At 60.7% G+C, this 15,540-nt stretch carries 9 protein-coding genes and 3 pseudogenes; 2 read left to right on the top strand and 10 right to left on the bottom strand.

Annotated elements, in window-relative coordinates; all coding sequences use genetic code 11:
• Positions 1 to 40: 40 nt before the first annotated feature.
• Together BMY45_RS07720 and BMY45_RS07715 are read right to left on the bottom strand one after the other, a co-directional pair.
• A complete protein-coding gene (locus BMY45_RS07720) occupies positions 41 to 3,121 on the bottom strand; it encodes an efflux RND transporter permease subunit (RefSeq protein ID WP_092396279.1) in 3,081 nt (1,026 codons plus the stop codon).
• Positions 3,118 to 4,227, bottom strand: a complete 1,110-nt coding sequence (locus BMY45_RS07715; RefSeq protein ID WP_092396277.1) for an efflux RND transporter periplasmic adaptor subunit — start codon at positions 4,225 to 4,227, stop codon at positions 3,118 to 3,120. The genes BMY45_RS07720 and BMY45_RS07715 overlap by 4 nt, the downstream gene beginning before the upstream one ends.
• 221 nt (positions 4,228 to 4,448) lie before the next feature.
• Here BMY45_RS07715 and BMY45_RS07710 point away from each other — a divergent pair, with 221 nt between their 5' ends.
• Together BMY45_RS07710 and BMY45_RS07705 are read left to right on the top strand one after the other, a co-directional pair.
• Positions 4,449 to 5,909, top strand: coding sequence for an efflux transporter outer membrane subunit (locus BMY45_RS07710; RefSeq protein WP_092396275.1), 1,461 nt, complete (start codon positions 4,449 to 4,451; stop codon positions 5,907 to 5,909).
• Between the two features lie 69 nt (positions 5,910 to 5,978).
• The gene (locus tag BMY45_RS07705; protein WP_092396273.1) at positions 5,979 to 6,764 is read left to right on the top strand and encodes an SDR family NAD(P)-dependent oxidoreductase; all 786 of its coding nucleotides are present in this window, start codon (positions 5,979 to 5,981) and stop codon (positions 6,762 to 6,764) included.
• A gap of 102 nt (positions 6,765 to 6,866) precedes the next feature.
• Here BMY45_RS07705 and BMY45_RS07700 read toward each other — a convergent pair whose 3' ends face one another.
• From BMY45_RS07700 to BMY45_RS07675, 8 genes and pseudogenes are all read right to left on the bottom strand, one after another.
• Positions 6,867 to 8,138 carry an OmpP1/FadL family transporter gene (locus tag BMY45_RS07700; RefSeq protein WP_092396271.1) on the bottom strand — a complete coding sequence of 424 codons (1,272 nt, stop codon included), beginning with the start codon at positions 8,136 to 8,138 and terminating at the stop codon, positions 6,867 to 6,869.
• A gap of 50 nt (positions 8,139 to 8,188) precedes the next feature.
• Complete coding sequence (locus BMY45_RS07695) at positions 8,189 to 8,968, bottom strand: thioesterase family protein (protein WP_092396269.1); 780 nt, start codon at positions 8,966 to 8,968, stop codon at positions 8,189 to 8,191.
• Positions 8,969 to 9,267: 299 nt separating this feature from the next.
• Positions 9,268 to 9,882 carry a TetR/AcrR family transcriptional regulator gene (locus tag BMY45_RS07690; protein ID WP_092396267.1) on the bottom strand — a complete coding sequence of 205 codons (615 nt, stop codon included), beginning with the start codon at positions 9,880 to 9,882 and terminating at the stop codon, positions 9,268 to 9,270.
• A 181-nt stretch (positions 9,883 to 10,063) separates the two neighbouring features.
• Positions 10,064 to 10,405: pseudogene (locus BMY45_RS28600) on the bottom strand (ATP-binding protein); the annotation flags it as partial.
• A 519-nt stretch (positions 10,406 to 10,924) separates the two neighbouring features.
• Positions 10,925 to 11,260 (bottom strand): annotated as a pseudogene (locus BMY45_RS28595) (response regulator transcription factor); the annotation flags it as partial.
• A 213-nt stretch (positions 11,261 to 11,473) separates the two neighbouring features.
• Positions 11,474 to 12,523 (bottom strand): annotated as a pseudogene (locus tag BMY45_RS28590) (sensor histidine kinase); the annotation flags it as partial.
• 1,288 nt (positions 12,524 to 13,811) lie between these two features.
• Complete coding sequence (locus tag BMY45_RS07680; RefSeq protein WP_092396263.1) at positions 13,812 to 14,912, bottom strand: ABC transporter substrate-binding protein; 1,101 nt, start codon at positions 14,910 to 14,912, stop codon at positions 13,812 to 13,814.
• 218 nt (positions 14,913 to 15,130) lie between these two features.
• Complete coding sequence (locus BMY45_RS07675) at positions 15,131 to 15,505, bottom strand: MerR family transcriptional regulator (protein WP_092396261.1); 375 nt, start codon at positions 15,503 to 15,505, stop codon at positions 15,131 to 15,133.
• Between the last annotated feature and the right edge of the window lie 35 nt (positions 15,506 to 15,540).

Raw genomic sequence — 15,540 nt, 5'->3', positions numbered from 1 at the left:
CTCAGTCGACATCCACTGACAACAGCAGGCGTTTGCTGGCTTACGCCAGCCTCGCTGTTTCAGTTTGGACCTGTTTGTCAGGATGGATCTTGAACCAGATGGAATACATCGCCGGCAGAAACACCAGCGTCATGATGGTGCCGACGAAGGTCCCTCCGATCAGCGTGTAGGCCAGCGTCCCCCAGAAGACGGAATGCGTCAGGGGGATGAATGCCAGGATGGCCGCCAGCGCCGTCAGCAGCACCGGCCGGGCCCGTTGCACGGTGGCCTCGATCACCGCGTGGAACGGGTCCAGCCCTTCTTGCGCGTTGTGGTGGATTTGCCCAATCAAAATCAGCGTATTGCGCATCAAAATGCCCGACAGTGCGATCAGGCCGACCAGGGCGTTGATACCAAACGGCTGCTGGAAGATCAGCAAGGTCGGCACCACGCCAATCAATCCCAGCGGCGCGGTGAAGAACACCATGACCATCGCCGAGACCGAGCGTACCTGGAGGATGATGATCAGCAACGTCAGGGCAACCATGATCGGCAGCAGCGGAACGATCGCCTGGCCGGCCTTGCCCGACTCCTCGATGGCCCCCGCCTGCTCGATCCGGTACCCGTCAGGAAGGGTGTCCATGAGCGGCTGCAGTTGTTTGAGGATTGCGCTCGAGACGTCCGGTGGCTGCAAGCCTTCGGCAATGTCGCCGCGCACGGTAATGGTTGGCGTGCGATCACGCCGCCGCAGGATCGGGTCCTCCATGCGCACATCCACCTCGCCGACCTGGGACAGCGGGATACGCTGTCCCGCCGCGCCCACCAGGGTAAAACCTTCTATCTTGGCGGGATCGAGTCGAATATCACCCGCGGCGCGACCAACCACCTGCACCGAACGGATGTCCTCGCGAACCGCCGTAATCGGCACCCCCGTGAGCAGGAACTGCAACTGCTGGGCGACGGCATTCGAGGTCAGACCCACCGCCTGCAAGCGATCTTGATCCAGGCTGAAATGCAGCGTCGGCGTCAGTGGTCCCCAGTCGGTATTGACGGTCCGCATCATCGGGCTCGCCTGCATGACGTCCTGTACCCGACCGGCGATCTCGCGCAACGTTGACGGATCGGGGCCCATGACCCGGTAGGCCACGGGGAATGGCGAATACGGACCAAACACCAGTTGAGTCACCCGCACCCGCGCCTGCGGGGCGAGCCCTTCGGCGACCGCTTCGCGAAGACGGAACTTGAGGGTTTCACGGGCTTCCTGGCTGCTCGTCAGCACCACAATCTTGGCGAAGGATGGGTCAGGGAGCTCCGGCGCCATCGCCAGGTAGAAGCGCGGCGCACCTTGACCGATATAGGCGGTGATGATTTTCGCCTCATCCTGCTTTTGCAACCAGGCCTCGACCTTGGCCGTGGCGGCGCTGGTCTGCTCGATGGAGGTTCCATAGGGCATCTGCACCTCGACCATCACCTCGGGACGGTCTGAGGTCGGGAAGAATTGCTTCTTGACCAGACCCATGCCGAGCATCGCCACGACAAATGTCGCGACCACGGTGCCGGCCACCCACCATTTGCGCGCGATGACGCGAGTCAGGACCTGGCGAAAACGATTGTAATGACGCGTGTTGTAGATCGCCGCGTGACCGCCCTCGACCGGTTTGATGTCCGGCAATAGCTTCACCCCAAGATAAGGGGTAAAAGCCACCGCGACGACCCAGGAGGCGATCAGGGCGATGCCGACGATCCAGAACATGTTGCTGGTGTATTCGCCGGCGGTCGATTGCGCAAAGCCGTTGGGCATGAAGCCAATCGCCGTCACCAGCGTACCGGACAGCATCGGCGCAGCGGTGTGGCTCCAGGCATACGCGGACGCTTTGATCCGGTCGTAGCCCTCCTCCATTTTTACCACCATCATTTCGATCGCGATGATCGCGTCGTCCACCAACAGCCCGAGCGCCAGGATCAGCGACCCCAGGGTGATCCGGTCGAAGTTCTTGCCGGTGGCCGCCATCACCACAAACACGATCGCCAATGTCAACGGTACGGCGGCTGCGACCACAACGCCTACACGCCAGCCCATGCTGAGAAAGCAAACGAGCATGACCACCAGCAGCGCGACAAAAAATTTGACCATGAACTCACCGACGGCCGAGTCAATGTTCACGGCTTGATCGGTGACCTTGGTCAGCGTCATGCCCAGTGGCATGCCTTCATTGATCTTGGTCGTCTCGGCGTCCAGTGCCTTGCCCAGGTCCAGGCCGTTCCAGCCCTCGCGCATGATGATCCCCAGCAGCAGCGCCTCTTCGCCGTTATTGCGAACCAGGAAAGTGGCCGGATCTTCATATCCGCGCTCGACTGTCGCGACGTCCGAGAGCTTCAGCGTGCGCCCCTGGATCGTAAGCGGTGTATCGCGAATTTTCGCCAATTTATCGAAGGCACCGTCCACCCGCAGGACGACTTGCGGCCCTTGGGTTTCGATAGAGCCAGCAGGCGTGAGCAGATTCTGGCTGTTCAGCGCGGCGAAGATATCCTGGGGCGAGACGCCCAAGGTGGCCAGTCGATCATGAGAGAACGACACAAAGATTCGCTCGGGCTGCTCACCGATGATGTTGACCTTCTTCACGCCCGCCACGTGCAACAGGCGCTGGCGCAACGCTTCGGCATCTCGCACCAGCAGGCGCTGCGGCTCGCCTTTGGCCTTCAGGGCGAACAGCGCGAAGGTCACGTCCGAATACTCGTCATTGACCATCGGCCCGATGACGCCCGCCGGCAGCCGAGTGGCCTCATCGTCGAGTTTCTTGCGCGCCTGATAGAACTCCTCCTGCACTTGCGAGGGCGGCGTGCGATCAACCAGTGAGACCATGGTGAAAGCCAGACCTGGACGGGTGTAGGTTTCCGAGCGGTCGTACCATTTCAGTTCTTGCAGGCGCTTTTCCAGCGGCTCGGCGACTTGGTCCTGCATCTCCTGGGCGGTCGCGCCCGGCCAGGCAGTGATGACGGTCAATTGCTTGACCGTAAACGGCGGGTCCTCGGCACGCCCCAACTGGAAGAACGCCAAGGTACCCGCGACGGCAATCAGGAAGATCAGGAAGACGGTAATGGAGCGCTCGCGAACGGCGAGTGCCGATAAATTGAGGCTCATTGACGGCCCCCGGCAACCTTCACGTCATCCTGTTGGCTCAGCCGCACTTCCTCGCCATCACGCAGTAGATGGGCGCCCAACGCGACAATGCGCTCGCCAACCTTGAGCTCACCTGCAACTCGAGCAGCGTCGTCGCTCAAGCCCAGGACCTGAACAGGCCGCCAGCTGACTTTCGCCGGTTCCCCGGCGATGACCCACACACCGGTTCCCTTGCCCGGGTCATAAAGGGCTGCGATCGGAACTTGCAGGACCGGCCCTTGCGCGGCGTCTTCGGCGATCCGAAGGGTCACGGTCGAACCCAGCGGCGCATTGGCCAGCCCGCCCGCCAATACATACCGCGCCTCAAAGGTGCGTGTCACAGGGTCAGCCGAATCCGACAGCAGCCTCAACTTGGCAGTGACAGCAGCCGAGGTGTTGCCGTAAAGCGTCGCCTGCGCGGAGGACCCTGTGGCCGGACGCAATGTCTCAGGCAATTGCACGATGGCTTCGCGCTGACCGGCCCGTGCCAGTCGAACCACTGGCTGCCCAGGGCTGACCACTTGCCCGGGTTCGACGAGCGTCTCCATGACAACGCCATCGGCGTCCGCCAGCAGTACAGCATAGCCCGACGCATTCCGGGCCACGTCAGCCTGAGCTTGCGCGGCGCTGAGTTGTGCCTTCGCGGTATCGGCGGCGGCTTTGATCTGGTCGTAGCCGGACGCGGAAATGGCACCCGCGGCGACCAGTTCGCGATAACGGGCCTCGTCATCGGCGGTCTGTTTGGCTCGGGCTTTGGCGGCGGTGACAGCTTCTTGCTGCGCGCGTGCTTGCAAGCCTAAGTCGATGGGGTCCAGACGCATGAGCGGCTGCCCCCGCTTAACGGTCTGACCGGTATCGACCAGCCGCTCAAGTACCTTGCCCGACACTCGGAAACCCAGGTCACTCTGGACGCGAGCCGCCACGACTCCGGTGAATGAACGCCAGAGGCCGGACAAATCCTGAACTTCAGAGACCCTCACCAAAGGAGCGAGCGTGCGCGGATCTTGGAGGGTGGAAGAGTCGCCACACGCCGTCAGGACGAGAGGCAACAAGCAAGCGGCAAGGGTGACAGGTCGAAGCCGGCGCATAGATTCCCTACTTGAAGAATAGAAACAGGTGTCACATTCTCTGGCGCGTGACCAATACTGTCAATGGTCACAACTATCATGACCAAAGTCTGTATCGCAGCTCTCTCGACACTACTGCGACCTGAGTCCCCACAGATAGCAACCACTTATGAGGCGTCCATTGACAGGAAGTGACCAATATATAATATGGTCACAAATCAATCTCCACTTCAGGAATCTCCATGTCGCCACTGCACCCCGCTGCTCTGATACTGAGTGCCAGCTTGATGGCAGGCTGCGCGGTGGGTCCGGACTATCACCGTCCGGACACTGCGCTATCGGACCGTTTCCTCGGTCAACCCTCTGTCGAACAGCGGTCCGCGACGATGCCGGCCAGTCTCGTAGCTTGGTGGGAAGGCTTTGATGACCCAGCGCTGACCGAATTCGTCGCCAAGGCACTTGAACAGAACCTGGACCTGGCGCAGGCCTCGGCGCGCGTCGCGCAGGCGCGGGCCGGCCTGGGTGCGGCCAATGCTGCTTTGCTGCCCTCGGGCAATATCAGCGGCCAGGCTGCGCGCGCCTATCAGTCAGTCGAAACCCCACTCGGCCAAGTGCTGAGTTCAACGCCTGGCTATGATCGGTATGGAAGCGCTTACGAACTCAACCTCGGGGCCAGTTGGGAGGTCGATTTGTTTGGCAGCCTGCGACGGTCACGCGAGGCCGCCCTGGCCGAATACCAGGCATCCGCAGCGGGCGCCACAGCCATCCGCCTGGCCGTCGCTGCACAGACCGCCGACATCTACATCACTGTTCGCGGATTGCAGACCCGTTTGGGCATTGCCAACCAACAGGTCAAAACGCAGCAGGAACTGCTGGAGAAGGTCCAACTGCTCTACAGCAAGGGCCTCGCCGCCAGCTATCAGGTTCGCCAGACCGAAGGCGCCTTGGCACAGGTCCAAGCAACAGTGCCGGTCCTGCAAATTGGCCTGGATGCTGCGATGAACGCACTGGATATCATGCTCGGCACGCCGCCCGGCACGCATCGCACACAACTGGCCAATGCGCGGAGCATTCCTCTGCCCCCCCAAATAACCGCTATGGGAACGCCTGCCGATCTGCTGCGCCGCCGGCCCGATCTCATCGTGGCCGAGCGCCGTCTAGCGGCCTCCAATGCACGCATCGCAGAGGCCGTTGCTGAGTACTATCCAAAATTCTCCCTCAGTGCGTTGCTCGGTAGCGCCTCCGCTGTATCCGCCGGCAACCTTTTCACCGGGGGCGCCAGCCAGTCGGCGGGTGTATTGGGACTGCGCTGGAGGCTCTTCGATTTTGGCCGTATCAACGCGCAAATCGATCAAGCCAAGGGACAGGAAGCCGAGGCCCTGGCCGCTTATCGCCAGTCCGCGCTGCGTGCCAGCGAGGATGTCGAGAACGCGTTCTCCTCGTTGGTCAATCGCGAAGCCCAGGCGACCACCCTCACCGCAGCAGAGACGGCCCTGACTCAGGCCCGTCAATCCTCGTTCATTGCCTATGAGAAAGGCACCGCTAGCCTCATCGACGTCCTGCAAGCCGACGAAACACTGCTGCGGGCTTCCGATGCCCGAGCGCAAGCGCGAACCGAATCGGCACGAGCGGCGGTTGCGGCGTTCAGGGCACTGGGCGGTGGCTGGCAGCCTTCCCACGCCGACCCTGTGGCAAGTCGATGACGTAACCAGGTGACGTGGCACCACCTGCGCGCCCTCCTCCTTAAGCTAAAACCAGCAGAGAACAGCGATATGAAAACGAACGATAACTCTTGGGTGCTCATCACGGGCGCATCGAGCGGATTTGGCGAGGAGTTTGCCCGGCAATATGCAGCCCAAGGGAAATCACTGGTTCTGGTAGCACGCCGATTGGATAAACTCCAAGCGCTGTCGGCGCAGTTGCACGAACGCTTCGGCGTTGAGGTGCTCGTCGAACAAGTCGACCTGTCCTCGATTTCGGCAATCATCGAACTGTACCAGCGACTGAGCGAGCGTGGTGTCGTGATCGATGTGCTCATCAACAATGCCGGGCATGGCTTGCAGGGGCCCTTTCTGGATCAATCCGTAGAACAATCCCTAGCCATGATCGATTTGGACATCGCCAGCCTGACAGCCCTGACGCGCCTCTTCGCGACTGACATGCGGGCCCGAAAACGCGGACATATCCTGATGGTTGCCAGCCTGCTGGCCTTCCAGGGCGTGAAGAATTTCGCCGTTTACTCTGCCGCGAAGGCCTATGTGCTTCGCTTCTCTGACGCGCTTCATCGTGAACTCAAAAACGACGGCGTCGTGGTAACCGCACTTTGCCCCGGGATGTCGGACACCGGATTTGCACAAAGCGCCAGGCAAAAGCTCACACCGGCCCTGAAAATGGTGATGATGCAGCCCCAGCCCGTTGTCGCTGCGGGGATCCGTGCGCTGCAAGCCGGACGCATGAGTGTCGTGCCAGGCTTTGGCAACAAAGCGATTACGGTCTTGACCTGGGCCACGCCTCGCCGGTTTCACCAAGGCATCATGGCGCACGTCATGGGCGTCTGAGTGGGCGATGTGGAGGCCTTCCCGAAGGGAAAGAAATGCGTACAAAAAGGCCGGAGGCAACCTATGCTCCCGGCCTTTTCTTTATCGTAAAGCGGCAATCAATCAGAAGCGATAGCTGACAGAAGCACCGAGGCCGCTGGCACTGTTCTTATACGTGGAGCTGTAGGCGCCCCGGGTCGCTGAGGTGTGATTGACCTGCACGCTCTCTTCCCACAGATAAGAATAGGCAACGTCGATCGTGACATCGTCCACCGGCGTCCAGCCTGCACCGAAGCTGATCACCGTCCGGTCGCCCGTAGGAATACGTGGCCCGCGGTCGGTGTTGTTGGTGGGCGACTGGTCGACCGACAGGCCTGCGCGAAGCACCCACTGGTTGTTCAACCGGTACGCCGTACCGATGGCGTGGGCCCACGTGTCATGCCAGTTCTGCTCTTCGGCAACGATGCTCAGCGAGCCACTGAGCAAAGGAGGCAAACCCGAGTTCTGGATGACCAGTTCCTTGAAGCGACTCCAGCGTGTCCAGGTGCTCCCCGCATAAAGCGTCCAGTCATCGTTGAGCTGATGAGTCACCGAGAAGTCCACCGACTCCGGTGTATCCACATCCAGCGAAGCGTCATAGCTCTGGCCGCTGACGCCCAGCAAGCTGAAGACTCCACCAGTAACCTTGGTCTTGGCGTCCAAGTGGTAACTGACTTTGGAGTGGTACGTCAGACCCACTCGGGTTCGGTCGGTAGCCTGCACCAGGATCCCCGCGTTGAAACCCAGGGCCGTGTCGTCGCCGGTGCTTTTGAGTTTTCCATCATTGCGCCCAGGACTGAGTGGATTGGGCACCATCCCGGACAACTCACCGCTGATACGGTTGATGGTAGGACCGAACCCGATCGACACTTTGTCGTTAAAGGCATAGCTGATAGTGGGCTGGAACGTGAGGGTCGTGACCTCGCTTTTGTTGGCGTAATAACGCCCGGCGAAACCGCTGCCATAGTCGGTAATCAGGCCGAAAGGAACATAAAAACCAACACCGAACGCCCAGTGCTCATCAATGGGATTGACGTAGTAACCCATCGGCACCGTGGTCGCTGGCACCATATCGCCGTCCTGCTGGCCACCGAAGGTGCTGCGAGTCTGGCTGATGTCGGACTTGGCGAACAGCGTCGCCGCCCCCAGACTGACCTGCTCCCTCTTCAAGCGAGACATGCCCGCCGGATTGCCAAAAACGGTGCTCGCATCTTCAACAGAAGACGAGCGACCGGCAAACCCGGATCCCATCCCACTGATGCTTTGCTCATTGAGCGCGAAACCGCTCGCCAGCACATGAGAAGTTGCGAGCGCAACAGCGAGACCCAGCGGGGTCTTGAGCCATATTTTTTTCATTATTAAAACTCTTAAAAGCAGTAGCTGAGGTGAATGGAGCGGGTGTTGTGTTATGTGAAAATTGCCACGGTCTGGCGCGCCCAAAGCACTCGTCGACCGCTTTCGTCCCAGATTTCCATATCTTGCAATGAGTAACCTTCCAGCGCCTGCTGGCTGAAAGAACTGATAAGAAACCATTCACCAGCAACGGCCGGCTGCGGTAGATCAATCATCCAGGACGCAGAGCTGATGGCGGCGGGTTCGGTGAAGCAGGTCATGGCGGCCGGCGGCAAACTGTCAGCGAGCGCAACCAAGGCGACGGCCGGGTCCACGCCCTGTGCATCCAGGTGCCGCACCCACATCAACAGTTCGGGATTTTCTGCGCCAGATACTGGCAATGAACCGCCCGCCGCGCGCATCTCGAAGTTATGGGCGCAAGCCGGCGCGACGTTGCTATCCAGAACCAGCGTGGGGTATTTGGATGGCCCCTCTACAAGCGGTCTTCCCCAGGAGTTGTGGCTGATTTTGCTCGCGCGCGGCTGAGCGAATAACAGCGTGGTGCGCAGCGCCAAGTCATCGCCCGACATACAGTCGACCGCTACCGAGGTAACTGACCGCCCTTGACGCAACACGCTGGCCTGGAATGTCTGAGCCTGTGTGACAGGACCAATGAACGACACCTGGGCTGACCTGAACGGCGGAAAATCTGTCGGACACTCACGCAAAACCGCTTGCAGCGACAGCGCCGCAGACAGGCCGCCAAAGACCGTGCGTCCCTGTAGCCAGTTGGGTGGGGCTACAAAAGGTGAGTGTGGATCGAATTGCTGCAGCATCTGGGCAAAGCTGGTCATATCAACGCTCCCCTGAACTGACCGGTCGTGATCCCCACCAAGCAGCACGCAGGCGTCGCCCTCTCCCAATCGAAACGGGTGGATGGGATCGGTGAAGACCTGACCTGAAGAAAAGCGCAGGTCTGCGGCGGCGCTGGATCATGGCGATCTCTTGAGAACTGATTCGCCATACTTATTCAAGTGACCATTTGTGTCAACAGTCACAATCCAGGAAAATGAATACCTTCACTCAGAAGGTGAAATCACAGGGGACCCACGCGGGGATAGGTTGCAACGGCAATGCAGCCCTCAGCCTGAACTCAGGGCATGAGGCTACGCAGGATAAGATTGGAGGTGAGCGTTGGGGCATCCTCGATGCGATCGAGGTTGTACTGCAACAGCAACGGATTGACGAAAGGCTGGAGCGCCAGATGTATCGCGTCTACCGTCTCGTCCAGTGGCGTCCTGCGCTCGAACTCACCGAGTTCTCGACCCTCCCGTACGATCTGCAGAACAAAGTCTTTGATCTGGGCATTATAAACCTGCGAACTTGGCCAACGCTCCGAGGCCGAGAACGCGGCGATGTCGTAGAGCTTGCGGTCGTTGAAGAACAGGTCCGCGCCCGTGACCATCAGTGTTTTGACCATGCGTCTAAAGCGCTCCGTGGGTGAGAGGCCTTCCACCTTGATGGCCTGCTCCACGGCGGCAACGATTTGCGCCAGACAATTTTTGCAAATGGCTTCGCCAATGGCCTGCTTGGAATCAAAAAACTTGTAGATGTACGCCTTGGAAAACCCAATGGCCTTGGCCAGGTCGGACACCGTGGTCTTGCCGTAACCGTATTGACTGAAATGTTCGTTGGCCGCCGCGACAATTTGGTCTCGGATGTCATGGTCAACGGGGCCACGGACGCTGGGGGAGTTTGGCTGGTTCATGCAATCAGCTTACTGACCTCGGAGGCGGATGACAACTTGTGACCATATTGTAATTAAGTCACATACCTGGCGATTTGGCTGGATAGCCGTTTGCATGTCAGGAACTGCCATCGACGCAACTGCCCTGCTGTACTGGGTGTACCTGGGACTCGCTTCCAAATGATTTCCTGACATCTGGTGCTCATCCCTGCGTCTGCGGACCATCAAGGGGAATATCGAGGATGAAGGTTGCCCCCTGTCCAACCCCGTCGCTGTGCACGGTCAAGCTGCCCCCCATTTCCTGCGCGGCCAGCGCGCAGCTGTGCAGGCCGAAACCGTGACCATCTTTGCGAGTAGTGAAGCCATGGGAAAAGAGCCGCGCCAGGTGCTCCGGCGCGATCCCATTGCCGTTGTCGGTCACCTTGATACGCAACGCTGGCCCGTCAGCCAGGAAGGCGCTGAACGTGATGCACGGGCGGCGATCGGTCACGCCGTTCATTGCTTGCTTGGCATTGCGGATCAGGTTCACCAGAATCAGCAGCACCCGATGCCGGTCCAGCGACAGCAAGGGCAAGTCGGCAATGTCCTTGACCACAGTCACCTCCTGACGCGCCAGTGATCCAGCACTCATGCGCAAGGCATCATCGATCAATTCCGGGACCGGTACTGTCTCGACGATACTGACGGCAACGGCATAGGATTGCTGGGCAGCGACAATGGTCTTGATGTGGTCAATGCCCTTGGTGAGTTGACCGAGTTCTTCGATGATGCCCTGTTGCTCTGTCGCCACCACCTCCGCCAGCTTGAGCAGATAGCCGGGCAGCAACTTTCCTTTGTGGTCTGTGGTGAGAAAATCGCTCAAGTCATGGACGTGTTCGTTCATCATCTGAGCCACCTTGCCCAGCCCTTGGGCTTTGGAGGTGCGCATCAGGCTGCTGACCAGTTCTGCCGATACGTTCACGCTGTTGAGGACGTTGCCGACGTTGTGCAGCACAGTCGTAGCGATTTCGGCCATGCCCGCCTGACGGGATTTTGCATGCAGTTCGGTTTGCACTTGGCTCATGCGTAGCGCCGCGCGTACGCGAGCCATGAGCTCCAGCGGTGAGAAGGGTTTGGCGATGTAGTCATCGGCGCCACTCTCCAGCCCGGAGACGCAGGCCTCGCTACCGCCACGGGCGGTCACCAGGATCACCGGTAAATGGGCAAAACCGGCGCTGGCTTTGATTCTGGCGGTCAGGCCAAAGCCATCGAGTTTCGGCATCATGACATCCGAAACGACGACATCGATGGGGCGACGCTGCAGGAGTGCCCAGGCCTGCTCTCCATCAACTGCGGTGGCGACGATGTAATCGTTTTGCAAAAGTTCTCTGAGATAGCTGAGCATTTCCGGGCTGTCGTCGACCACCAGCACTCTGGATCGCAAGGCGTGTTCCGGGTGCTGCTCGTCGCCCGCGCCTTGCGTCGCGACTTGGTCGATGCGACTGCCTTGGTGGCCGTCGTCGAAACGCAGGAGGCGCTGCTCAATAGTGCTTGTTGTGCTCGATGACAATCGCTCCTGCATATTGCTGGCTTCGGTCGGCACGGTGTTTGGCTCGGCCCCCAGCGGAAGTCGAACAAAGAAGCACGAACCCCGTCCAGGCTCACTGTTGACGCCGACTTCGCCCCCCATCAGTTCGGCCAGATCCTTGACCAGGGCCAGACCGATGCCTGTACCGCTGTAGTGGCGCGTAGCGGAATTGTCGATCTGGGAAAAACGCTGGAACAGCAACGGCAGCTTGTCAGGCGCAATGCCGATCCCCGAGTCTTGCACCGCGAGTTCAAAACGCTCGCCATCAATCAGCGTCACTGCCAGGTGCACGGTGCCGCCAGCGGGCGTGAACTTGATGGCATTGCTCACCAGGTTGAGAAGAATCTTCTCGAAGTGTCGGGGGTCCAGGAACACCGTGCCGAGCGCAGGATCGATGCTGCTGGTTAAGGTGCAGCCTTTGCCCTCGGCCACCATGGCGGCATCCTCGGCCAGCACCCCCACCATCTTGTTCAAATCAACTGGCGAGGCACACAACTCGAACTTGCCCGCTTCGGCTTTGGAAAAATCGAGGATGTCGTTCACCCGGTTCATCAAGCGCAGCGCATTGCGTTGGGCGCGGTCGATTTGCACATGCCAGTCCGCCGGCGGGATGGTCGCTGCCGAGAGCTGCTCCAGGGGGGCGAGAATGAGGGTCAGGGGGGTGCGCAGTTCGTGGCTGACCGTGGCGACGAAATCGCTCTTCGCCTGGTTAGCCGTCTCGGCCTGGTTGCGCGCCAGAATGAGCTCGACGGCCTGTGCCTCCAGCACCTCGGTCTGTTGGTGCAGTGTGTCGGTCCGTTCGGCGACCATTCTCTCCAAGGACGCCTGGACTTGCTGTCGTTCGGCTTCGGCCTCAGCCTCCAGCACCCGGATGCGCAGGGCATTCTCCTGGAACACCCGTACGGCGCGGGTCATGATTCCAATCTCGTCACCGCGTCCGGCGCTGGCGATCTCGGCGTTCAGGTCGCCGGCCGCAAGCCTGCGCATGACCGAGGCCAGGGCCACGATGGGCTGTGCGACAAATCGCGACGTGCTCCAGGCGATGGCGCCGGCTAGCAGGATGGCGATGGTACCGGCAACTATCGTTGCAAGCATGCCGCGATCATTGTGGACCAAGGCGTCGGAACGCGCTTGGCCCGCGAAGCGCGCAACCAACTGGCCGGCGCTGCGTGCCTCGTCGCGAACCTGGTCGCGCGCGTCGCTCAAAGCGTTGCTCGCCTGATGGAACCTGGCGAATGCCGCCCGGTAGCCGGCAATCTGTTCGCTGACCGTCAGGGGCGTAGCCTTGGCTTGCAGTCCCCCGGACGAAGGCAGAACCCGAGCGAGACGGGAGAGTTCATCAAGGATGTGGCCGACAGAGCTGGCGACCTCGGCTGACGGTGAGAGGCGAAACGACAAGGTCTGCGCCTCAAGGGTGGCTACACGCTCGGCGAAACGCTTGGACAACGCGGCGGCATTGTTCAGCAAACCGGTGGCTGCCTGAATGTCGCTTGCGTCATGCGCAACGCGCCCATCCACCTCACTCAACATGGCCTCGAGATGCTCGACCACATCGCCTACGACGGCGAGCTGCCGCAACGCCTCGCCTCCCCGCAACTTGGGCGCCTCGCCAAGGCGCTCTACCGTCACGCAGGTAGCAACGACTGCCGTCGCCAACTGGTCCAGGGTCTCTCTTTCCTGCGGTTCCCCCATCACCTCGCGCAATTGCCCGACCACGGGCGGGAGTGCCGCGCAGGCGTTGCGCGCCGCGGCCGCCCCATCACCGGTCACCAGCATCTTGGCCACATTGGCGATGATGATCCTTTCGCCGTTGCGGAGGATATCCAGGATGCGATGGGCGCTTTCAATGTTGCTCACCTGCGCCTGGTGCTCAGCGGTGCGAGCGTCAAGCCCCTTCAGCCCATCGGCAATGCCCTGTTCGACCAGGATCGTCGCTTCTCGCATCCGGCCGTAGTGGGCTGTCATGTTCTCCGTTTCGCCATCCATGGTCAGGGTCGCCGCCCGCAAAGCGGCGATCGCCGCGGCGAGCCTGTCCAGTCCACCCTTGAGCGATTGCGCCTCTGCCACGGCAATGGCGGTAAGGCCAGCGATAGCCGTCGCCACCATGCCTTCGGCCTGGGAGAGGCTTTCCTGGTCGCGGGTGGCGATGAAGTTTTCCACCCGCTCGGTGGCCCCGTTGACCGAGGCCAGTATTTCTGCGGAATGGCTGGCCGAGTCCACCGAACGAACCATGCCTCGCAGGCCATAAAGGTTCACTAGCGATACCGTCAGCATCAGAAACACCAGTGCGGCGACCGCCAGCCCGATCCTGACGGCAATAGGCCTGTCCGTAGTGGGCCTGAATGTCAGCACGTCGCCTCGCCTCCTCGCTCCCCGCCCACCACTACTGCTTCGTCACCTCCGGCAAAGGCGCCGGCGGCGCCGTATGGTTGACCGCCGCGTCGATCATCGCCGCAACGGAAGCCTGGCTGTAGAAAGGATTGGCGGCGCCGCCCACCGGCATAGTGGCGAGCCAGGCGTCCAGGTCTTTCGCGTCGATGCGTACCAGCGGCACCTCGACGAACTTCGGCACCTGCTTGCCCGCCAGAATCTGCTGGGCCACCCAGAACCCCACCTGGGAGACGCTTGGGGAGGCAGAGACCGAGACGGTCTCGTAGCCATTGGCATCGCGCTCCTGTTTCCACAGGGCAAGTTCGTCCTGACGGTTCCCCATCACAATGATCGGCAAAGGGCGCCCCGCCGCCTTGAACGCCATGGCCGCGCCATAACCGTCGCCTCCCTGAGTTGCGACGGCATCAATGTTGGGCAGCGACGGCAGGGCCAGCGCCACCTCTTTGCGGGCGACGGACGCTGTCCAGTTCCCGTACACGGTCTTGGCGAATTTCAGGCCCGGATAGTCGCTGGCGGCCTTGCGAATGCCGTCGCTGATGTTCTTGTCGGTGGCATCACCGGCAATGCCGCGGATCTCCAGCAGCGTGCCGTTCCCCTTGAGGCGCTCGGCGATGTAATCCATTTCCACGCGGCCCATGGCGGACCAGTCGTAATCCACGGTATAGACGCAGCCTTCGCTGACCAGGCTGGCCATGACGACCACCACGATGCCAGCGTTGCACGCATCGCGGATCACCCCGTTGAGGGCAGTGTCGGACGCGGCCAGGATGACGATGGCGTTCACGCCTTTGACGATCAGGTCCTGGATATGGGCCGCCTGTTCCGCCGCCGAGTTATTCGCGCTGACCACCGAAGCCTCGCGGATCAAGCCATCCTTTTGTGCTTGGGCCGCAACCTCCTGCCAGTTGCGCACCATCACTTTGCGGAAATCACTGCCAGCGTAGGAGTTACTGAAAGCAATGCTATAGCTTGAGGTAGGGCCGCCGGCGATGCCGCCGTCGGCAGCTTGGGCTGGATTGGCAGCAACCATCGCCAGCCCGGTCACGCAGCCGGCGAGTCGCCACAAGACTTTGTGGATCCGTTTAGTGCTCATACTGCTCTCCACGTCCTTGGGATGTACCAAAAGTCATCCACCTGCCCCGCCGACAGCCTGGATCGACTGTTCTATCTGATTGCAGAAACCGGTGTGCAGATTGGAGATCGTCGTCAGGCTTCCTCTAGCGGCCCAATCGAGTGTCTCGCGCAAATGCTAATGAAGTGGCTATCAGCATAGTCTCAACATGCCCGTTGCGCTCACACCATGGTGTTGGCTCAACTGTTCCCAGCCTCAAGCGCACGGTAATGGTCAATCTTGACTTGTAGTGCAGCAACGGCCTTTTGCATGGCAGCAACTTCGGCCTGTACATCATGTAAATGGCTCTCCAGCATCTGGCGGCGTTCGGCAATCGTTGAATCCCCGGCGCTGCGCAGCTTGGCGAATGTTTGCATTTTGCCGATGGTCATGTGGGTGGTGCGTAAACGCAGCAGAAACTCCAGCCACGCCATATCAGTCGGCGCATAAAGCCGTTTCCCGCCGGCCGCACGGGCGACCGGTGCCAACAGGCCGATGCGTTCGTAGTAGCGCAGGGTATAGGCCGTGAGGCCAGTGCGCTTGGCGACCTGGTCAATCGTCTGGTAGGCGTTCATAAGCACAATCCTTGGCCATCAGTGTTCGGTAATGC

This window comes from Pseudomonas sp. NFACC39-1 (assembly GCF_900110355.1).
Lineage (GTDB): Bacteria > Pseudomonadota > Gammaproteobacteria > Pseudomonadales > Pseudomonadaceae > Aquipseudomonas > Aquipseudomonas tehranensis.
This window is presented reverse-complemented; position numbering and strand designations above follow the sequence as displayed.

What these genes read in the sequence shown, in the direction of transcription:
- BMY45_RS07675 (WP_092396261.1), bottom strand. Translation starts at nt 15,505, where the DNA reads ATGAACGCCTACCAGACGATTGACCAGGTCGCCAAGCGCACTGGCCTC.
- BMY45_RS07705 (WP_092396273.1), top strand. Translation starts at nt 5,979, where the DNA reads ATGAAAACGAACGATAACTCTTGGGTGCTCATCACGGGCGCATCGAGC.
- BMY45_RS07720 (WP_092396279.1), bottom strand. Translation starts at nt 3,121, where the DNA reads ATGAGCCTCAATTTATCGGCACTCGCCGTTCGCGAGCGCTCCATTACC.
- BMY45_RS07695 (WP_092396269.1), bottom strand. Translation starts at nt 8,968, where the DNA reads ATGACCAGCTTTGCCCAGATGCTGCAGCAATTCGATCCACACTCACCT.
- BMY45_RS07700 (WP_092396271.1), bottom strand. Translation starts at nt 8,138, where the DNA reads ATGAAAAAAATATGGCTCAAGACCCCGCTGGGTCTCGCTGTTGCGCTC.
- BMY45_RS07710 (WP_092396275.1), top strand. Translation starts at nt 4,449, where the DNA reads ATGTCGCCACTGCACCCCGCTGCTCTGATACTGAGTGCCAGCTTGATG.
- BMY45_RS07690 (WP_092396267.1), bottom strand. Translation starts at nt 9,882, where the DNA reads ATGAACCAGCCAAACTCCCCCAGCGTCCGTGGCCCCGTTGACCATGAC.
- BMY45_RS07680 (WP_092396263.1), bottom strand. Translation starts at nt 14,912, where the DNA reads ATGAGCACTAAACGGATCCACAAAGTCTTGTGGCGACTCGCCGGCTGC.
- BMY45_RS07715 (WP_092396277.1), bottom strand. Translation starts at nt 4,227, where the DNA reads ATGCGCCGGCTTCGACCTGTCACCCTTGCCGCTTGCTTGTTGCCTCTC.